The 21901-nt window shown below is 52.3% G+C and carries 8 protein-coding genes and 2 riboswitches; all 8 genes read right to left on the reverse strand.

Going from position 1 to position 21901, the window contains the following annotated elements:
- The gene (locus BM056_RS09985; RefSeq protein ID WP_092471248.1) at positions 1-11862 is read right to left on the reverse strand and encodes a leucine-rich repeat protein; all 11862 of its coding nucleotides are present in this window, start codon (positions 11860-11862) and stop codon (positions 1-3) included.
- 343 nt (positions 11863-12205) lie between these two features.
- A riboswitch (cobalamin riboswitch) is annotated at positions 12206-12421 on the reverse strand.
- Positions 12422-13117: 696 nt separating this feature from the next.
- Entirely contained in the window at positions 13118-13657 is a 540-nt protein-coding gene (locus BM056_RS09990; protein WP_092471250.1) for a cob(I)yrinic acid a,c-diamide adenosyltransferase, read from the reverse strand.
- Positions 13658-13741: 84 nt separating this feature from the next.
- Positions 13742-14482 (reverse strand): adenosylcobinamide amidohydrolase, encoded by a 741-nt coding sequence (locus BM056_RS09995; protein WP_092471252.1) that lies wholly within the window; start codon positions 14480-14482, stop codon positions 13742-13744.
- A 272-nt stretch (positions 14483-14754) separates the two neighbouring features.
- Positions 14755-14944, reverse strand: a riboswitch (cobalamin riboswitch).
- 147 nt (positions 14945-15091) lie between these two features.
- Positions 15092-15454 carry a LytR/AlgR family response regulator transcription factor gene (locus BM056_RS10000; protein ID WP_092471254.1) on the reverse strand — a complete coding sequence of 121 codons (363 nt, stop codon included), beginning with the start codon at positions 15452-15454 and terminating at the stop codon, positions 15092-15094.
- Between the two features lie 104 nt (positions 15455-15558).
- Positions 15559-16683: a prenyltransferase/squalene oxidase repeat-containing protein gene (locus BM056_RS10005; RefSeq protein ID WP_092471256.1), complete on the reverse strand. Its 1125-nt coding sequence runs from the start codon at positions 16681-16683 to the stop codon at positions 15559-15561.
- Between the two features lie 105 nt (positions 16684-16788).
- Entirely contained in the window at positions 16789-19329 is a 2541-nt protein-coding gene (locus tag BM056_RS10010) for a VWA domain-containing protein (RefSeq protein ID WP_092471258.1), read from the reverse strand.
- A complete protein-coding gene (locus BM056_RS10015; protein WP_092471260.1) occupies positions 19319-21034 on the reverse strand; it encodes a BatA domain-containing protein in 1716 nt (571 codons plus the stop codon). The genes BM056_RS10010 and BM056_RS10015 overlap by 11 nt, the downstream gene beginning before the upstream one ends.
- Positions 21031-21900 (reverse strand): DUF58 domain-containing protein, encoded by an 870-nt coding sequence (locus BM056_RS10020; RefSeq protein WP_092471262.1) that lies wholly within the window; start codon positions 21898-21900, stop codon positions 21031-21033. The genes BM056_RS10015 and BM056_RS10020 overlap by 4 nt, the downstream gene beginning before the upstream one ends.
- Between the last annotated feature and the right edge of the window lies 1 nt (position 21901).

Genomic DNA, 21901 nt, shown 5'->3' on the forward strand with positions numbered 1-21901 from the left:
TTACTGCTGCAGTATTTCGTACAGCCTGTACAGCATCACTGCGGTCTGGGCCCGGTTGGCGTTGTCAACGGGGGCAACGCGGCCATCGCCCATACCGGTGATGATTCCTTCTCGCACCGCCAGCGCCGCTGCATCTTGCGCCCAAGAGGCGATCCGATCCCGGTCTTTAAAGCCGGCCAGGTCTTCCGCCCGGCCACCGGCATGGCCTTTTTGCTCCAGCACTCTGGCGATGATGACAGCCATTTCTTCGCGGCTGATGCTGTTTCCGGGGTTGAACCGATCCCGGCTAACCCCGCCGACCAGCCCGCCGGCATAGGCCGCCGCTACGGCATCGTGGTACCAGCTGTCTTGGGCCACATCTTTAAAGGGCAGGGCGGTGTTTTGCGGCGCTTTTTGATTGAGCATTCTGGTGATCAGGGAGGCGAATTCGGCCCGGGTGACGTTGGCCCCGGGGTCGAAGATGCCGTTCTCTTTGCCGCTGATTATGCCTTTGCCCGCCAGTGTTTCAATGGCTTCTTGAGCCCAGGCGTAGCCTGTTAAGTCGGTAAATTGTTGTTTGGGCGCTTCCCGGGCAAAGTATTTGCTGAAGTGCCGGGTCTGGAATGTCACTCTGCCGCTGCACGGGTCATAGGTTCCGCCCATCGGTTCCAGGCTGCCGTCCGCTTTGATCCGGTAGACGGTTACGGCGGACGGGTCGGCCGGGGTGCCCGGGTAGGGCAGGCTCACTTCCAGCGGTGCGCTGAAGGCGATTATGGTTTCTCCGGCCGCTGTGGCGTTCAGGTCGACTACGATGCTGCCCGGAGGTACCGCCGGGTTGTTTAGGTCGGCCGGGTCCACCAGGGCGGCGCTCAGGGTTATGTCTTTGTTTTGGCTTGCCTGGTCGAAGGTGCCCGGGGTCAGGTTAAAGGTTGCCTCCGGAGTGTTTATGGCCAGGCTGTCCGCTCCTTTGGCGGCCACTTCGCCCATTGTCCCGGCGGGCAGGGTGACCTGTACGGCTTTTTCGCCCTGGCCGGGTATGTTTATGATGGCCTGACGGGCCAGTTTAAGGCTCTGGCCGAGGCCCATTTGACCAAGTTTTTCTTCCAATCCGGCCATGGTTTGGCCGGCGTAACCGGCCAGTTCTCCGGCCTGGCCGGGGTCTATGGCTGCTTTCAGTTCCGCGTCTTGCATGGTCAGCCGGTCGGCGCCGAGGGTTTCCTGCACCAGATACCGGGCGGCCTGCCGGGCCAGGCTGAGCACGCTGTTTTGCACCGCAGCGGCATCCTGATCTTGCAGGGAGGCCAGTATTGGGGCGACGGAGTCCAGCAGCCCATCAACGGTTTCTCTCAGTCCGCCCCTGTCGCTGATGCGGTTCAGGAGTCCGGCGGCGGCCTCAAAGGTTTGTACCGCGGCCCGGGCCAGGGTTGCTTTGCTTTCCTCGCCGCTTATCTGCGGGGCCAGCCCGGCCAGTACGCCGGTTATTTCCCGGCAGGAGCGGCTGAAGTCGAGGGCGGGCCCGCTGCTGTTGATGAGGCCGGCGGCCCGGTTCAGCAGTTGGGTTACGGCGGCGGTATCTTTAAGCAACTGGTTGGCCTCATCGGCCGTTTTAATTTCTTTCAGGTTATTGACCAGGCAGATGGCGGCGGCCTTTACTGTCTCGGCCACCACCGTTTCACCGGGAGGCTCTTCGCTCTCCAGCAGTTCCTGGATTATCACGGCGGCGTCGGCCGGGTCTTCGGGCACGGGTACGCTTGTGCCAATGCTCGGGCCGGTTACGGTGATTTTAACTTTTGCTGTCCGTGACATCAGGGGGAAGTAATAGCCGCCGGCTTCGTTTTCGGCGTCTTGATCCAGCTTGACGGCGTATACCTCGAAGGTGCCGGGGTTGTTCACGGTGATTTCCGCCGTGCCGTCGGCGCCGGTGGTGTATTGTTCTGTTCCCACGTATACGGCGGCTTCCTCCATGGGCTCTTTGCGGCTGGTGTCGGTCATGCTCATGCCGCCGTTCCACTGGCCGGTGACTTTAACCTTGATCTTTTCTCCGGTCTTCAGTTTGGTGGGGGATACTTCGATATTGCCGAAGTAGGAGTTGACGTCGCCGTAGTACCATTCAATCTCATCCCAGTCCTCCACGGGCCAGACCCCCACGCCCTGGTTGATCAGCTTGTTGTTCACCCGCACCAGCCAGCCGCTGGTTTTGTGTTCGCCCAGAAAGTCGAATTCTTCTTCGCCGGCCATCCGGGCCACGTAGTTGTCGCTGTAGCCGACCGAGTTGTCGGTGATGCCGTTCTGGTTCCAGGCCATCACGGTGGCCAGCAGCACGGTGGCCCGGTCGTTCACGTATTCCGTACCGTCGGGACCGGTGAAGCGGTATTTGCCGTCCTCGTCCTTGTAGTCTTCGGGATTGAAGCTCACAGTACCATCAAAGATGGTACGCTTATATCCTTCAATCCTAATGCCCACACTGATACTGCTACTATCACCGCCGTCATCGCCTGATGATGAAGTAGGTGTATAGGCAACAAATTCTGTAAAGTGTTTGGTCCAGATTACTAAGTCATTGCCTGCCTCGATTTTGCCCTCTCCGCCTGCCGGCAGCTCTGCGTCAGCTGCGGTCTGAGTATCTGCGCTGAGGGTACGGGTTATTGGTGTAAATACGCCACCTCTAACATAGCCCGTTGATTTTCCGGCTTGGCCCGGAACAAGGAGCCTGACTGCTTTGTCAAAGGTCAGTTCAATATCGCCAAATCCTACTTCGATTACCGCATCAACTGAAGCGGCATTGCTGATATTTGCACCGGGCTGTGTCTTAACCGTGGGCAAGGTTATGGTGCCGTCCCAGTCGGTGGAGGCGGCAGCGCTGACTTTTGTGCCCGCTGGAATGCTGATCTGAATTTGAGCTGTGGTTCCGCCGATTTCTCTGTCAGCCGTTATTGTTAATTGGGGCAGTGTGGCTGTTTTTTGATCTCCGGTATTGGATACCGGCAGGTTTATGCTTGCACCTTCTATGCCTTTAGGGATATTTATTGTTGCTTCCCGGGTGTTATCGGATATTTCGATGTTCTTGGTGTTTTCTTCTAACGTTATATCCTCTATGGGTTCAGTAAGTGCATGCCTGCGCACTACATTTACGGTATAGGTTTTGGTGGTTGTGCCGTCTGCCGCGGTTACTTTAATAGTTAGGGTGTTCGTGCCTACTTGCAGGTTTATCGTTTGTGAGGCGCTTCCACTGTTTACGACTGCACCGTTTATCTCTACGACGGCATTGACATTTGACGCTGTAGATGTAACGGTGATGTTAGCAATATCGCTGCCTACAGTGACCTTGTAATCTGTGTTTCCGGGCGTAAAAGCAGGGTCCAGTGTGCCGGAGCTCAATGCTAAATTGCTCAGGTTGGCGTTGGTGTCTGCTTTTTCTTCATAGGTTATTGTATATGTCTTGCTTGTTTTGTTCCCGGCGGTATCTTCTGCTGCTATGGTTATTGTGTTTGTTCCTTCCGCCAGTTCTACTTTATAGGTGCCGTTATCGGGATTAATTATGGTTCCATTGAGTTTTACTTCCGGTGTTATTGTTCCGTCTACATCGTCGGTTGCTGCTACGGTGAAGTTTAGGACGGCTTCATTTACTACCGCTCCGTCCGACAGACCGTCAACGGTTATTTCAGGGGCTTTTGTGTCTTGTCCCGGTTGTGAGTCTTTAAAATGATACAGTGGTCCTTTTTCGTTCAGGTAGTAGTCATATGCCACCAATGCCTGCAATGCCTGCTCCGTGGCCATAGCGTCCGTTGCTCCGCCTTTGGCGTGGGCAAAGCCACCGTCAGGTTGTTGATATGTGAGCAGGTACTCTACAATATTTCCGCCGGGTTTAGTAAATTGTTCTCCGGCGGGGTCTATACCATTAGCCGTTAATCCGATAATTACCTGGGAGGCGCCTTCGCTGTTTTCCGAGCCCCAGGATGAAAATCCACCGGTTTCAGTCTGTTGACTTGTCAGCCACTCTACTGCTATATTAACTGCCTGTGAGACGTCTGCACGGTTATTATAATATGGTCCAAGGGCAGTCAGTGCCATACCGGTCATGTCTATGTCGTTGCCTGTACCGTCCCATGTCCAACCACCTTCAGATGATTGTACGTTTAATATGTTTTCTATCAACCGGTCCCGGTTGTATAAGGCATTTTCCGGCACGGTATAGTTGGCGCTGTCCAGTGCAATTAATCCAAAGATAACTGCGTTATTGCCCTGGGAGGTTAGTTCCGCGTTATATATCTTTTCAATCAGGTTATAGCCGCCGATATTTAACGGGTCTCCACCAGCTGCCAGTATGCCGAGGGTAATCCTTTCGTAATCGGTCGGCAATCTTAATATGCCGTTTTTGTCTTTTATTTCCCGGGTTAAGTCTTCTAAATAGCTTGCAGGTATTTGTTTGCCTGCTTGGGCTAAACCAACCGCTTCCCAATCTGAATATTTACCTGCCGCTTGAATTTGACTGCATGCTTTTTCTATTGCTTCGGATACTGCTTCAGCAAGGCCTGTTTTAATTTGATAGGTTATGGTATATGTCTTATTTGCTTTGTTCCCTGCGGCATCTTCTGCTGCTATGGTTATTGTGTTTTGTCCCTCCGCCAGTTCTACCGAATAGGTGCCGTTATCAGGCTCTACTGCGGTTCCGTTCAGTTTTACTACCGGCTGTATGGTTCCGTCTTTATTATCGTTTGCTGCTACGGTGAAGTTTAAGGTAGCTTCATTTACTGTTGCTCCATTTGTTAAACCTGCTGTTGTTATTTCAGGAGCTGTTGTGTCCGGCGTTAATTCCGCACCAACTGTTACGGCACAAACGCCGCTGTAACTGTCATCGGAGGCCTTGACGGCAATGTAGGCGGTCCCTTCAGTTTGGCCTGTCACTACGCCGTTGGCAACAATAGCCACTGTGGGATTGCTGCTGCGCCAGATTAATGTTTTTTCCGCCGGGATATTGTGAGTGATGGTTAAGGTTTCACCCGGTTTGATTGATCCCGACCCGGGAGATAGCTGAGCATCCGTGCCCGGGTAAAGAACTAAAGCATACTCTGACAAACGCCAGTTGGACATCACACTGGTAAAGCCGGTAGCACTCAAATCCAGAATGTTCAAGGGGGTATTGTTGAAACAGTTTCTGTCGATGAAGGTTACATTACCAGGCACCGCAAGGTAAGATAAGCCTGTATTGCTAAAGCAATCACGGCCGATGCTGGTGATGCTGTCCGGCAGCTGAATTGCTTCCAAGCTGGTGCAGCCGGAAAAGAAATTTCTCGGCAGTTCGTTCAACTCTGCGGGCAGAGTGACCGATTTTAAGGCACTGCATTTGTTAAACGTACTATCTCCCACCGAACTGAAACCGGATAAGTCTGCTTCGGTAATACCTGTGCAATCACTGAAAACATAGCTTCCCAAGCTATTTACACTGGCGGGCAAGTCAATTTTTGTGATGCCGGTGCAACCACGGAAGAAACTGTCGGGCAACATCGTTATCCCCTGGGGCAATTTTATATTGGCCATGTCCGTAATACCGGTACAATTTTGAAACATATAGCGGCTATCGGTCAAGGCATCGGCCGCCACCTGGGAAAGATCTACCGCGGTCAGGCCTGTGCAGTCATAAAACATATTCATGCCAATACTTTCCACACTAGCGGGGATGGTGACAGTCGTCAGGCCGGCACAACCCCGGAAACAATCCTGTCTGATAGTGATAACTCCCTGCGGGAGTTCCATTCCGGCCAGGCCGGCGCAGCCCCTGAAACTTGCAAAACCAATACTTGCCACCGTATCCGGCAGGGTAATGCCGGTCAAATTCGAGCAATCCTTGAATGCTTCATTAACTATTTCCGTAATGCCGCTGCAGCCGCTGAAATCAAGACTTTTGGGAGTCGTCCAGTCAAAACTGCCGTCCAATACGGTGGTCGGAGTAATGGCGGTATTTCCGGACAGGTCGATGGCGGAAACTCCGGTCAGGTATTTCATGACGGCCATATCCTGATCATCTATGCCAGCGTTGGACAGGTCAATAGCACCTGTGATGGCAGCCAGATCGGCAAAGGTGAGGATGCCCGTGTAACCGCTACCTTTTCCGGCCGCTACCGCCAGTTTCTCCTGCAACAGCGGGTTAACGACGGCAACATAATCATCCCCTTCATATACCTCATTGATGTTGACGATAATGGCGAAGGTTTTAGTCACCGTCCCGTCCGCCGTGGTTACCCGCACTAAAATGGTATTGTCTCCCGGAGCTAACGAAATCGGTTGGGAAGGAATTCCATCCTCCACCGGAATACCATTAACGGTTATGGTTGAACCTGCATCTGCCGCCCGGGCGGTTACGGTGGTGCTGGTTTGGTTGCATCCGGCATCGGCGGTGTAAATGACCGTGGCCGGATCAAAAGCTTCGTTTAAGTTAATGCCCTCCAAGGATAACGCCTGCAGCCGGGCATTGTCCGTATCCAGTACTGTGACCGTGCTGATGCCGCTGTAACTGTTGTCCTCTGCTTTAGCATAGATAACAGCAATACCGGATTTAACCCCGGTAAGCACCCCGTCGGCAACCCTGACCACATCAGGATTACTGCTGCCCCACATCACGTTTTTGCCGGCCGGAATATTGTGGTTGATGGCGACAGTTTCTTCCCCCAGTTTGATTGTTGCCGACTGAGGAGACAGCCCGGCATCCAATCCCGGAAACAGGGCCACAGTAGATTCCGGTACGCTCCACCCGGAATCCAAGCCGGTAAATCCAGTGGCCCGTAAATCCAGGAGACCAAGGGCCGTACAACCTCTAAAACAGCTGCTCCCTATATCAGTCACATTAGCGGGGACGGACAAATACGTTAAACTTGCACAGTCGCTGAAACAATACGCCGGAAGCGCCGTGAGCGCCGGTGACAATCTGACTTCTCTTAAACTGGTGTTATGGGAGAAACAATACATGTCCAGTCTGGTTACGCTGTCCGGCAGGTTGATCTCAGTGAGAGCGCTGCAAAAGGAAAATGCTTCGTATCCAATAGTTGTCAAACCATCGGGCAGGTCTATTTCAGTGAGGGCGGTACAATTACTAAAAACATCCTGCCCGATACTGGTAATGCCCGGTATGCTGACGGAGACCAAGTTTGTGCAGTTCCGAAAAGCTCTGCTGCCCAGGCTGGTCACCGTATCCGGCAGTATAATCCCGTTAAGATTGGTGCAATTATCAAAGGAGTTATTCACCACTCTAATAATGCCGGAACAACCGCTGAAATTCAAGCTTTTAGGGATTGTCCAGTCAAAGGTATCGGCCTCAACCGTAGAGTAGGTGATATCAGGGTTGCCGGACAAATCAATGGCGGAAATACCTTTTAAGTACTTCATTACCGCCATGTCCTCGTCGGTAATGTTTATATTGGACAGGTCCAGGGTTCCCGTGATGGAAGCCAGTTCATCAAAGGTGAGGATGCCTGTGTAGCCGCTTTCCTTACCCGCCGCCACAGCCAGTTTGGCCTGGAATGCTGAATTACCGATGGCTACATAGTCATCCCCTTCGTGTACCGCTTGCATAGTGATATTGATGAGATATGTTTTGGTAACCGACCCGTCAGGGGAAGTTACTTCCACGCGGATGGTGTTAATACCCAGGTCAAGGGGAATATCCGGGGACGATTCGCCATCCGCCACCGGCGTGCCGTTGATTTTAATCGTCGCCCCGCTGTCAGCTGCCGTGGCGGTGACGCTGGTGCTCCTGATATCCCCGGTTATATCGGCGGTATATACATATCTTGTAGGTTCCAGGGTTTCCGACAACGTGATACCTGCCAAAGATAATTGCTGCAGCCGGGCTTCCCCGTCGTCGGTCACTGTTACCCGGCAAAAGCCGCTGTAGCTGTAGTCATCAGCCTTGACATAGATATAGGCCATGCCGGGCTGTACCCCTGTGACCACCCCGTCCGCAACTGTAGCAATAGTGTTATCGCTGCTGAGCCATACTACAGTTTTATCCTGGGGAATATTATGGGAAACGGTTAAATTTTCTTTACTAAGTTTAATAGATCCTGATGTGGGAGACACCTGGGCATCCGCTCCCAGGAGCACGGCGGCAGGGTCCACCCGCCAATTATTGTCATAAGCTGTAAAAACTGTGTTTCTGGCGTCAAATATAACAATGGGACTTTGGTAGAAAGCAGCGCTGCCGATACTGGTAACGCCGGCCGGTATTTTTATTTCGGTAAGGCTGGTGTAGGCAAAACTATACATGCCCAAAGAGACCAATGTATCCGGCAGGGTAATTTCCGCCAGACTGCTGCAGTTTCGAAAGCAGTAATCCCCTATGTTTTCCAGGTTTGCCGGCAAACTAATACTTTCAAGCGCGGTGCAGCCGTAAAAAATGCGGCTGCCCAGGGCCGTAATTCCATTCGGCAGAGTGACAGCCGGCAGTGAGGTACAACCGGAAAAACAGCTGTCGCCGAGAGTTTGCAAATTCTCCGGTATATTAATGTTGGCCAACTTACTGCAATTTTGGAAGCAACTTACTCCCAGACTGGTAACCGTATCCGGTAGCGTAATAGCTGTTAGGTCGCTGCAGCCCCAAAAAGTTTTATCGCCAATACCGGTCACACCTTCCGGCAGGGTGATACCCTTTAAATTGGCACAGTCTTTAAAGGCCTCCGCCGTTATTTCAGTGATGCCGGTGCAACCGCTGAAATTCAGACTTTTGGCGGTAGTCCAGTCAAAGGTGTCCTGATTGACAACCGCTGCGGTAAGGCCGGGGTTGCCGGACAGGTCGATGGCTGAAACTCCGGTGAGGTACTGCATTACCTCCATATCTGCATCGGTAATGCCGCAACCGGACAGGTCTACTGAGCCGGTTATACCGGCCAGTTCATTTTTAGTTAAGTTATAAGGGTAGCCGTCTTCTTTACCGGCGGCTACGGCCAGTTTATTTTTGAGAGCCTCATTAGTAATAGTTATAGCCCCGTGGTTATCTCCCGACCCGGGTTCCACCACTTCAACGACCACATCCGGGATTTTAGTAATAAAATAGGTGGTTGTTTTGGTCCACCAGGAAGGGCCGTATTTAACCCATACATAACCGCCCTTGAGAGCGTAAGTGCCAATAGGAGTGTCTGCAGGAACAGTGAAAGTAATTGTTTTTAATTTCTCCAACTCATCCAGCTTAGTGGCACTACCGGACCGGACAGTTTCCAGACCGGGAATATCGGTAATAAAGGTGGTATAAGCCTCAATTAATTCGGCAGTCATCCACTCATCCCCGGCCGGGGGGTGGTTGGCGGCAATAGTGGCAATATCAAGATCGGGGATGCTGACGGTAACTTCATCACCCGGCCAGATAGGTTCGGTATTCTCAATAGTAGCGGTAAAAAAGTCGGGATCATAGCCTGCATTTTCCAATACTTTCAGAGGAATATCGGGCAAGTTGGAAAATCTGTGGTCATTCTGTTCGGCACCTGTCACCGGAGGAGCGGTCCCTACCGGTGTTTCACTGTAAAGGCCGCTGCCAAACCAGTTTTCATCAATATGCCCGTCAGTTAACACAAATTCACCGGCTCCGGTCAATTCCATCTGGATACCGTTAGATGTGGCCAGATCATACTGACTGAAGCTCCCGGAGACAGTGGAATAACGGGGCATGTCGCAGGAGTAGGAAACACCCACAGCCGCCGGGTTGTAAATCCGGGATACTTTGGGCACCGGAATGACCAGCCCGGAGCATGAAATTTTGATGACATCCCCTTCATACATGTGCGGCGAACCAGGCCGGGTTAAATTATCAATTTGAATGGCCATTTTTTTGGCCCGGATGTTATATACTTTGCTGGTTGTGCCGCCGGTGTTGCTGGCGGTAATAATGATGGGATTGTAGCCGTCTTTCAGGTTCACCGTAAATGCGCCTGATCCCGATGTATATCCTTGCCCGTATACCCCGGCAACAACGGTGGCACCCGCGTCCGTATCGACATTAAAGGTATAATTAAGGCTGTCTCCGGTGAAATATACAACATCGTATTTGGTTACTTCAATATCCGTTTCCAGCTCCGGACCGGAGGCACCCGCTTTTTTAACATTGACGGCAATAACGGCATCCTGCCCCTCGTAACCGTTGTAGGTGATCTTGATTGCGGCTATGCCTTCCGTTAAGCCTTTAACGTAATATTTTATTCCTTCTTCGGTGCCGTCCGTGTTTTCTTTTTCAACGGCAACTACATTATCATAAACCGATTCCGCCACTGAAGTTAGATTATTAACCGTAAATATTAAATCGTCTCTGTTAAAGGCCTTGTCATCTAAACCAACTCTGGGGGTATCAAAGACGACGATTTCTTTCCTTTCCCCCTCCACCATTTCCAGGTCGAAAGTGCTCAACAGGAAATCATTGGGGTAATTACGCACTTCACTGCCGCCGGGGTTTAAAAGGGCGGCAATTTTGGCTTCCGCCGCTGTCAATACGGCCAGGTTATACACCAGGACTTTTTGCTCTGCGCTTAAAGCGTTATAAGCGGCCCGGGCGGCTTCCACCTGTTCCTGGTCCGCCAGGGTAATGGCGTCAACGGCGGGCAACGCGGTAATTAAATCAATAACTGCGTCAGCCGCGGTTTGGTTGTCACCTTCCAGTTGGGCTATTTTGTTTTCCGCCTCTACCAGTACGGAGTAGTTGGTGACCAGCGCTTTTTGCGCGTCTGTCAGGTTGTCATAGGCTGCCCGTACGGCTTCTATTTGATCTTTGTCCGCCAGGGTAATGACATCAACGGCAGGAAGCGCTGTTATCAAAGCAATGACTGCGGCGGCGCTGTCCTGGTCGTTATTGGCGATGACTACGGTTATGGTGTAGGTGTTGGGGCCACAGGTAACGGTGATCACTTGTTGATCAACAACGGTTATTTCGTCTGTAATTCGGTAGGTTTTATCTGCTGATTGAATAGTTACTTTGTTAAATTTGTTGGCTGCGGTAGGAGTGACTGTTATCGAGGTCTCCGCCGGTAGGGTCAAGGTGTATTGTTTTGTCTCCGGCGTAAAGACGGGGCTTAGGATGCCTTTACTAACTGCCAGGGCTTTTAAGGAGGTGTCCTGGTTGTTAAAGTCGGCGCCCAGGTCAGCCCCCATATTGCAGGTGTAGAACCATTCTACTACGTCGCCGTCCGCCACGGTGAAGGTGTGGGCCCCGGCATTGATGAACCAGTCATTCAGGCTGACCATCCAGCCGCTTTTATTACCGGAGTCAAACTCGGAAAGTTTATCAACGGTTCTGGTTCCGTCCTCGGATGTAACGGGGCCGATTCCTTTTACGTAGTCTTCGGCACCGTAAACTGTCATGCTTTGGGTGGCCAGGGCTGCTTCCAGGGCATCCCGGATAGTCATGCCCTCAGTTATTGCTACTTCTGTAGTCGGCAGTATTTCCCCAAAGGGCTCCCGGTAAGCGGGGGAAAGGTTCGCTACTTCTTGTTCCTGTCTCTGTACATTATCCACTACTCTGACTTTGACTGTGCCTAAATCCGTAGCAGCCACAGTTGGCGCAATGTCAAAGGTTGTCCATTGTTTTTCGGAGCCGTATACCGCGTAAACCACGCTGGTCACGGTTTGCTCGGAGTTGTTTGCGGGCACGGTGAAGCTGACGGAGTCACTGTCGCCCGCAATGTTATGGCTGTCCCCGTTTTCATCGGTATAATACCAGTCAATATCACCGATAACTTTCTTGTCACCGTAATAAATAGATGATGTTACGGTAACTTCATCTCCGCTACTGTACGCCGGTTGATCAGGGTCCATAGTTAATCCTGCCGCCAGCGCGGGATTAACTATGCTAAACATCATGATCAAGACTAATAGTATGTTTAGTATTTTCGATTCTCTTAGTCTTTTCATGCACTACTCCTTTCTTTACTTTCCACCTCATTACTTTACAATGGTAAAATCCTTGACAATCCGCTAGCTTAAGTTGTTAAATGACACCTTTTTAAAGACTGTACTGTTAATTACCCCCCTTTCTAAAAAATGAGTAATCATTGGTGTTATATCTATCACCTAACAAAAAAAAACCGGCTTCCGCAGAAGCCGGGGTTTTTAGCAGTTTAATGCTACCTGGTACAGCCATTTGGTCTCACTCAACCTACAGGTATTCTCAACCTGGTTGAGCCATTGGTCACACCTGGCATACAGAGGTACTCTAAACCCACTCCAGCACTTCACCTTTTCACGGAAGGCTTAATTTATGCTGTTCTGCCAGGCAGGTCTCCTGACTCATGGCTCATTGCTCATCTCCCGCCTTCCCATCCCGTCCAACACTCAATTTTTGAGCGCCTGAACAGAACAGTGGCACTTTGGAAGCAGCTAACCATTCACAGTGGCCGAACCGTCCGGGATTCTCACCCGGTTCCCTTTTAAGCTTTGATAGAATCAAAGCGCCTAAACAGAGATATTTTTATTTTTGCAACTACTTAATTGTTTAAGGGTTAATGTTTAAAATATTGGTTAAATTAACTTACCACAAAAAACAAAATTTGACAATGATTTTGGTAAATAGTGCCTGTTTGCCCGCTTATTTGATCTTTTATAGTGTATAAATAAGCTAATTTGATGTTTATTGCATTGTTAAATATGGTTTTTTGGGGGAAATTTGATGGTTCATCTTTGGCTAAAAGTGCCGCCGCGGTTAGTACTTTACAGCGCGTTACTTGTATATTTTGTTACTATTGATGCGTATATGCCTTGTTTTCACGCTTATTACATATAACTTGAAGTGCATGCCTGACAAGATATTTTGTTGTAATTAATAGCAAAAGACTCCCCCATGGCAGATCACAGGGGAGTCTTTTGCTGCAAAGCTTTTCTTCTTACTTATTTAAAGATTCAAAGCCGGATCAATATCAACATCCTCATGGAGGGCTTTAGCAGGACAGCCTTATACCCTGGTTGTCCATTTCAGATCTTCCGACCTGGTTTAAATGCTCTATAGCCCTAACCACCTGGTATATTTCGTCTTGCCTGATTTGGTAGACAGGCGGGGTGAAAAGCACCTGGTTTTTTCCAGGAAAACCAGATACTTTTATGACAGATGGCAATAATCATAAAAAACAAAATTTGACAATATAGCTTACTTTGCTTAAACTTAATGGTCCTCTTATCGTTCAATACCGTCCCTGGCAGGTACTCCTTTTTCGTAGTAGTGCTTGATCTCCGCCATTTCCGTCACCAGATCCGCCGCTTCTATAACCTCCTGCGGAGCGTACCGGCCGGTAAATATTACTTCCACGTTATCGGGCTTGGTTCTGATGATTTCCAGCATTTCTTCCGTTGTGATCAGATGAAAATAATGAGCGGTATTGATCTCATCAAATATAATTATATTGTATTGCCCTGAATTCATGGCCTGCTTGGCTTTTTTCAGACCTATCCCGGCCATTTTCACATCTTCCTCCAGAGGAGGGTTTTGCACATGGATAAAAGTGTCTTTGCCGTACTGTTCAATGGTTATGTAAGGTTTACACATTTCGGCGGATTTTAGTTCCGCATAGTACTGCCCCTTCATAAACTGGCCCATATAAGTTTTGAGCCCCCGGCCCATGGCCCGAAAGGCCAAACCCAGAGAAGCCGTGGTTTTGCCTTTGCAGTTTCCGGTATAGACCTGCACATACCCTTTCGGTAAAACAGATGACCCCATTGTTTAAACCTCCTTTTTTTAAATCTTTTACCTTACTCAAATTTTTAACAGAATTTATTAATCAAATAGCGGAATTTGAAACCATCAATTCGGCAATACAACACCGGCGGGTTTTAGCGGGCCGTCAACACCAATGGCGGTGACATTGTCATTAATGCCTTGAGTTACCGACCGGCACACCGTCCGCCCTATCAGGCATCCCAGATCAGTTGCCGCCCCGGCATGCGGGTACGGCTTTCCTCTTCCGGTGCAGGCGATAACGATAACATCATTGGTGGTGCCTGTGGCCGGTGCGCCGTCCGGCAGGCGGATACCGGACTGCAAAACAGCCATAGTCTTTGCTTCCGCGGCTGTGATTAAAGCATTGACCATGGCAACCCGGGACATATTGCCGTCAATCAGAACCACAATACTAATTGTTCCCGGTGCGACCATGCTTGTATGAGCAGCAATATCGCCGATGGAACAGGCATTGTTCATCCCCACTGCGCAGAGGGAGGCTACCGCCAATCCTTTTTTGGTGTCGAAGCTCATCACCGTGTGCCTAACATCAACCGCTGTCATTAAACCCAAAACCTGCTCGCCCAGGTTCATCTTTTTCGCCAGGCGGGCAAGGTCTTCAGCCGGGTTATCGCTGTTGTAGTTTTTTCCGACAGTGTGGTGCAAAATGAACTTGACCCGCCGCTGTTTACCGCCCATGACTGCAGAGCTAAAAACCTTTAATTCGCGCAGGGAAACAATTAGGAAAGTATTTTCCTCGGCCAGGTAAAACCTGATACCTTTTATTGGAACATTGGCGTTAAAGGCAGTAAGTTCTTCAAGCATCCAGTCTCACTCCACTCGCGGATTTTTAAATTAAATCTTCCGGGTAAGTTATCTAAACTTAATAATTATGCTTATGGATGTATCCGGGAAATACTCAATTTAAAATAAATTCCCGGTGAGCCCGCCCACCGGGATAATACAAAGAGAGAAGGAGTAGGTATAAAAAATACATAGAGACCCCGGCCTTTCCGCAATAGCCGGGGTCTCTTAAAAGGTATGATACCATTGTAACCAATACCTGTCAGCACCTGAACCTTTACACGGAAGGCGATACTTGATACACTGTCCAGGCAGGTTTCCTGACTTATGGTTATTAGCGTTATCCCGCCTTCCCGGGCAATTTAATACCCAGTGGCATTAGGGACCGCCTACCATTTACAGTGGCCGGACCGTCCGGGATTTGCACCCGGTTCCCTTTTCACCCCCGGCACGAACGGGGGCACCTGAACAAGTTATTCAATTACCTGTATACTAACACTATTTAACTGCTTTGTCCACCGATCTTTTGACAAATTAGCAGCCTGAGTTGGGCAATTGTATTCCCGTCGGCAAGACAATATCTGCCTCATCGAAATTATAGCCTTACCTTAGGCTCCGATCCTTACCTGTTCAGATAATCTTCACCATCTCATATAGTTTACGTTCGTTGCTCTTGCTGATGAGTGCGGTTTCACGAGTATTATGAAACTCTATGTAACGCTTGTCCGCTTTATTGCTCACTTTTTTCACCATTTTTATATTGATGAGGTAGGACTGGTGTGATCTGAAGAAACCGGCATCATTCAATTTTTTTTCTATTTCGCTTAGACTGGCGCTAACGGTATGCTTTCCCCGCAGGGTATAAATATCCACCCTTCTATCACTGGTAGCAAACATGATTATCTCATCTTTGAGCAGAAATATCTTCTCATACCCCTGTTTAAAGCAAATAATGTTATCGCACTCGGCGCATGAAAAACCGGTTATATTCATGCTACTACCTTCTTTATTTTTAAATTTACTCTTTAATACCCGGTTCCGGGATACAGAATCCCCGAAACCGGGTTCCGCTTCTTCCTTAGGCTCTTGCCAGACCTTTATTCCGCTTCGGAGCCGGCGCTGCCGGACAAGTGTTGTTCCGCCAGGGGACGGTACTTTTCGTGCAGCATGTCGTACGCAGCCTTTTGATTATAGGCGTCGGCCATACCGTAAAGAGCCTGTTCGGTAGACATGCCGTTATCGTATACGGGCAGCATATCATCCTCGTCCAATAAGTGGGTAAAACCGCCGTTTTTCAACTGGAACCGGAGCAGGGCGCTCACCGGGTTGCCGCCGGAGGGCTTGGTCCAGGCTTCACCCATGGGGTCCTGGCCCAGCAGGGTGAGAGCCTGAATAACCCAGGCGCAGCTTTCCGGGTTTTCGGTGCCCCAGGAAGAAAAACCGCCGTTATCCAGCTGCTCTTTTTTAAGAAAGGCCAGGGCCCGGGACACAGCCGGATTACTCTCATCGGCCCCCAGTATGGCCATGGCCATCAGGGCGGCCGCCGTCATGTCCACGTCCCCGTCCACCAGCTGGTAATCTTCAGGATTGTCAAAATGCTTAACGTCCCAGGTAAACCCCCCGTCGGGCAACTGCTTGTCAACCAGCCATTCCAGGCACTTGTCCCGGTTGGGAATGGGCACGCCGGCGCAGTGCAGGGCGATGACACCGAAGCAGTGGGCATTGATCAGGTCATTCCCCACCGGTTGACCGGTTTTCCTATCCTCAATGGAATCGGCAAAATGGCCGTTGGGCTGCATGGTATTTTTTACGGTTTCCACCAGGTTAATCCCGCCGAAGTTGTAAGGATCTTTCCCGGCAGCGCACACCCCGATGATGGTGCGCTGGTAATCGGTGTTTTTAATTTTGGTCAGCCGTATGCCCTGGCGGACCTCCTCCTCCCGCCAGTAGGCACCGTTTTTGCCGCCTGCCGTCCACTTGGAACCGCTTACGTCCTCGCCGAAAGCAAACAACCCCAGGGCGGGCCAGTCCAGTATGCCGCGAAACTCACTGTCCTTATAAGTATCATGGTAATAATTAATGGTTTTTTGGGCGGCGCGGTAGAGGTCCTGACGGGTAATTTTAGACTGGACGGCGGCCGCCGGGGACAGCCATAAGCTTGCAACCAGCAACAGGCTTAACAGTGTAGTTAGCAACAGTTGCACATTTTTCCTGTGATACATAAGCACACCTCTTTTCTTAACATTTAAATATTAATTCACATTTTTTCTAAAAATAACCTTTTTGCAAACTGCCCAAAGGTACTATGAAAAGTTAAATCCGAAAGTCTACCGGTTAAACCAGTTTAACCGGCGCGCGGCAATATCCAGTATAAAAAACAACAGCGCCAGGGGAAGCAGGATAAAGTCCAGGTTGACCACGGCCCGGTTCTTTATCACCGGCTGCTGGAATACTTTTAGATCATCAGCTATCAAATGGCCGCCGGTCGCGTCAACCAGGGGCTGCAATATTTCTTCCCCGTCGCGGGTAGCCAGGGCATATTCCGGGGAATAGTCGACATGCACCGTCCTGGTCAGGCTGTATATAATTTTATCCTGTTTTTTTAGTCTGACCGTTACCACATAGCCCCCCACTTCTTCCAGGGCGAAGCTGCCGCCATATTTACCCGGCGCCACCTGCTGCAATACGGTTTCTTTTTGCCGCCCTTCCGGCCCCTGTACGATCATTTCCGCCTGCTGCCCGGATTCCGGAGAGACAGCGGCGGCGGAAACCTCCACTGCCCCGCCCCGGCGGACAAGCTGTACCTGCAGCCCGTCTCCCTCCCGGTCCCGCAGGCACCAATTAATCAACCGGGACCACTGCGCCTGAAAGCCCGGCCAGGTTACCCAGGGAGCGCTCCACCGGCCGCTCAAATCCGGCGTCCAGGCTATCACCTTCCCCAGCCCGTACCGCCAGTCGGCCAGCACCGGGTCGTCCCGGCTGCTTTTTAAAAGCAACTCAGCGTCGTCCTTGATGCCGGTGCCCACGTAGCCTTTCAGGGGGGGCGGGGAAACCACCGGGAAATAGGCCGTTTCCCGCACCTGGACCGGGGTGAACTCCTCGTTGTTGATATATCTCCTGGTGGCCAGGTAGGTTTCCCGGGTAAAGATACGGGGGATGCTCTGCAGATTCCGGGTAAAATAGTGCCGCCCCCCGGTTTGCTCCGCCAGGTATTCCAGTTCCCGGCGGTCGGCATCCTCGCCCACCGCCACCGCCGAGAGGGTGATTTGGTGCTCCCGCAGGGCGTCGGTATAGGGCTGGTAACCCTCTTTCTCCCCCTGGCCGTCGGTGAGCAAAATGATATGTTTGACTTTGGCCGAGGCCTGCTGCAGTGTTTTGGAGGCTGCCCCCAGGGCCGGGATGATCAGGGTGCCTCCCCTGGCAGCCAGCTTGGCGATACTGTCCTTGATTTGATTTGGCTCTTGTACCGGACCGAAGGGTACCAGCCATTCCAGCGTATCGGCAAAACCCAGCACCCCCAGGTAATCGCCGGGCTCCAGAACATCCACCGAGCGCAGAGCGGCCTCCTTGGACATCTCCAGCTTATTGACCCCGCCGCTGGTATCTTCCATGCTGCCGGAACAATCGATCACCAGCACCAGTCCCAGGTTGGGCTGCTTTTGACTGCCCTTCATCCGGCAGCCCACCGGCAGCATTTTTTCCAGCAGGGTGTTTTCATAGCCCCCCGGGGCAAAGCTGCGCTCCCCGCCGGCAACCACCAGGCCGGTGCCCAGTTCCCGCACGCACTTTTCCAGGCTATTCTCAAAACCTGGCGGCAGATCCTGGTGGGCAACGTTGACCAGAAAAATCTCCCCGAAACGGGATAAAAATTCCAGGTCCCCGGGCACTGTGCCGGGAGTACAGCAGGTGACGTTCAGGTCCAGGCTTTGCAGAAGGGAATTGACCACCGTTACCTCTCCTTGGTCGCCCACCACCAGTACTCCGGGGGCGCCCTCAACAGTTACGGCGGCGGTCAGACTGTTGTTCCCGGCATTGGCATCCCCGGGAAAATCAATTTCTCCCCGGTAGTTCAACCCGCCCTCTTTTTCCGGGGCAAGGTCAAACCTGAAATTATTGGCACCCGGCTGCACCGCCACCTCTTTTTGCAGCACCTGTTCGCCGTCGCCAAAAAGGCGGATGATACCCCGGGCCGACCAGGTGCTGTCCAGGGTCACGCTGACAGGCACCAGCTCCCCCGGGCGGACATTGGCCGGCAGCTGCAGGGAACTGAACTGAACATCCTGCTGCCGTCCCCCCGGCAGGGGATATACCAGCAGGCTTACGTTACTGTCCCGCAGCTTTCCGGCCAGGGAGCCAACGCTGCCGGAATTTTCCCGGCCGTCGGTGATTAATACCAGGCGGCGATTGGTATCCGCCGGAAAATAATCCAGGGCAAACGCCACCGCCTTTTCCAGGTCGGTAAAGTTGGGGTCCGGCTGCGCGGCCAGTGCCACCTGACGCACCTGCCTGCCCACGGGAATGTCCACCATGGGCTCGCGGCCAAAGGTAATCACCGCCACCCTGTCCCCGGCAGCTTTTGAGCGCAGCTGGTCATTGATATACTTTTCCACGGCGGTTTTACGGTCCTGGACGCTGAGTGACCCGTCCACCAGAAAAACGGTGGTGGTGTCCCGGGGAACCAGCACCATCCCGGCCCCGGCCAGGACCAGCAGCAGGCAAATTACGGCCAGCAGGCGGCAGGACAGCCACCAGGCAAGGGTCTTGCGGGGCAGCAGGCGGCGCGCCCGGCAGCCCGCCACGATAAAATAACCGAGTATGAACAGGGCCGGGAGCAGCAGTTTGATATTTATACTGTCGTTAAAGCTCACGTCTGTACACCTGCCATTCCACCGCCAGCAACACAAGTACCAATACCAGGGCAATACCCTGCAGATTAAGCGACAGCAACGATCCCGCCGGGCCGGTGCCCCCGACGTTTACCGCATTTTCTCGCTTTTCCGGCCGGTCAAGAGCTCCGGCGACAAGTCCCGGCGGAGGATTTACAATCATTGTCCGTACCTTTTGATCGTTTTCCATAATTTGATAAACACCGGGCCTGCCCAGAGTTACCGGAATGCCTTCCAGCGCTATGCTAAAACCCTGCGGGCCTGTCAGTTGCAAAGCCCGCCCCTGCTCCGGATAAACCTGGTCTCCCGGTTGAAGCCAGGGCATTTCGTCCTGGAAGAACCAGGCCAAGATATTGTCCACCAGGATGGGAAAGGACGGAAGCAGGGCAAGGTTGGTATGATCCCAGTCCGGTGTGGAATAAAGCAGCCTGTCGCCCGCCGCCATCACCGGTTTCCCGGCGGCTTCCATTACCGCCCGGCACCCCGGCTGCACTTTCAGGGCGGCGCACCGGTCCGCGTAAGCCCCCTGCAGGTCCGGTTCCAGGTCCCGGGCCAGGGTTCCCGGGGAAATTGTTAACGGAGCCGGTCCGTCTATCGGTCCGTCGAGCATCTCTCCGGGCGGATTCAGCCGCCAGACACGGGCCTTGGCCGGGAGCATGCCGGCAGGCGGCTCTTGATTGATGATATACAGGTCGTATTGATCCTTAACCCCTTCCCACCGGTCCACACATTGCACGGTAATGCCGGGCAGACTGGCCAGGGCCTGCTGCAAATAGTAGCTTTGGCCCACCAGCAGCACTTTTTTGTTAAAGCTGTCACCCACCGGCAGTAGGAAAGAGTTATCCACGGCCAGCAGATCCTGGTTTTGGATGGTTATCTGCAGCAATTGCGCGCCCGTGTTCAGCCGGGTCCAGTTCATGTCGGTTTCCCGGCCGGCCGGGATAGCCACCTTTTGGACATCCCGGCGGCCCTGCCCGTCCTCCAGCTGGAGCAAGGCGGTGCGGTCGCGGGAACCGTAGTTTTTCACCCGGCACAGGACGGTATGGGAATAATAATCATACGCGGCGCCGGTAATGCCCATGTTGTCCGGTTGGCCGCCCACTTTAATTTGCCTGTCGCCCAGGGGCAAATCCTTATCGGTGATCACCACCCGTGGCGCCGGACAAGCGTCCAGCACCCTGGCGGCCATTTCCACGTCCAGGGCCTCGCTGGTGCAGTCGATAGGCGCCAGTGCTTCCTGCACCTCTTGGGGGCGGGCTTTTTCCAGCACCTGCCGGCTGTTTTTTTGCAGCAGCACCAGATTGAGCCGCACATCGTCCGGCAGTGTTGCCAGGTAACCCGTTAATTCCTGTTTGGCCCGGTCCAGGCGGGTGCTGCCGCTTTCCGCGGCCTGCATGGACAAGGAGCAATCCAGGGCCACTGTAATTTCCTCGCCGCGCCATGGCGCTACCCAAACGGGCCGGGCCAAAGCCAGCACCAGCAAAGAACCAATTAACAGCTGCAGCAGCAGCAACAGGTAGCGGTTTATTGGCCTGGCTTTTACTCCCTGCACTTCCCGGAGCACCTGGTCCCACAGCACCAGGCTGGAGACCTCTTTTTCCAGCACCTGACGCTTGCGAAAATGCAATACAATGATCAGGGGCAGGGCCAGGGCCAGCAGTAATCCCAGGGGCTGTAAAAAGCTCATCGTCTTATCCCCGTCGCAGCGGCCACCAGGGCCACCGGCGCCTGCCCCGTACTGCCGAAAACATATCTTACGCCCCGACGCCGGCAGATTGCTGCGCAGTTTTGCAAATATTCATTCACTTTGACCCGGTAAATTGCTCTGGTTCTTTGGTCCAGGCGGACCGGTCTGGCTTCCCCCGTCTCCAGATCAATAAATTTCCATTCCCCCTCATAGCCGGGGTCCGTTTCCTGGGGAGACAGCAGGTGCAGCACTGCCACCTCCTGCCCCCCGGAACAGAGGTGATCCAAAGCTTCCGGCAGGCCTTCGCCAAACAAATCCGAGATTACAAAAGTCATGCCGGAACCAGGCAGCTTGCTGCCCGTTATGCCGCTGAAAGCAGTCGGCCCCGCCGGTTTTAGTTCCCGCACCTGCCGCAGCAAGTGATAGAAACTTTCTTTACCACCGGCCTGTTTGCGAATGACCCGAATTGGATCATTTAAGACGTAAAAGCTCAGTTTATCCCCCTGTTTCAGCGTAATATAACTCAAGCCCAGGGCTACCTGCCGGGCTAGAACCCATTTATTGGGACTGCCGAAGTCCATGGAAGCGCTGCTGTCCAAAAATATGTTGACCTGCAGCTGCCTCTCTTCCGTATATTCCCGGACATAGAGATTGCCGGTACGGGAATAGGCCTTCCAATCCACCCTGCGAATATCGTCACCCGGTAAATATCCCCGGTGTCCGTGGAAATCCAGGGAAATTCCCCGCCCCTTCCCCCGGCGGCTCCCGGCGTCTCCTTTTACCAGCCGCTTTCTGGTAAATACTATCAGTTGTTCTATTTCCTTCAAAAAGTGCCCTAGTGCAAGATTATCTGAAAGGTTATCCATA

This window comes from Desulfotruncus arcticus DSM 17038 (genome assembly GCF_900113335.1).
GTDB lineage: Bacteria > Bacillota > Desulfotomaculia > Desulfotomaculales > Desulfallaceae > Desulfotruncus > Desulfotruncus arcticus.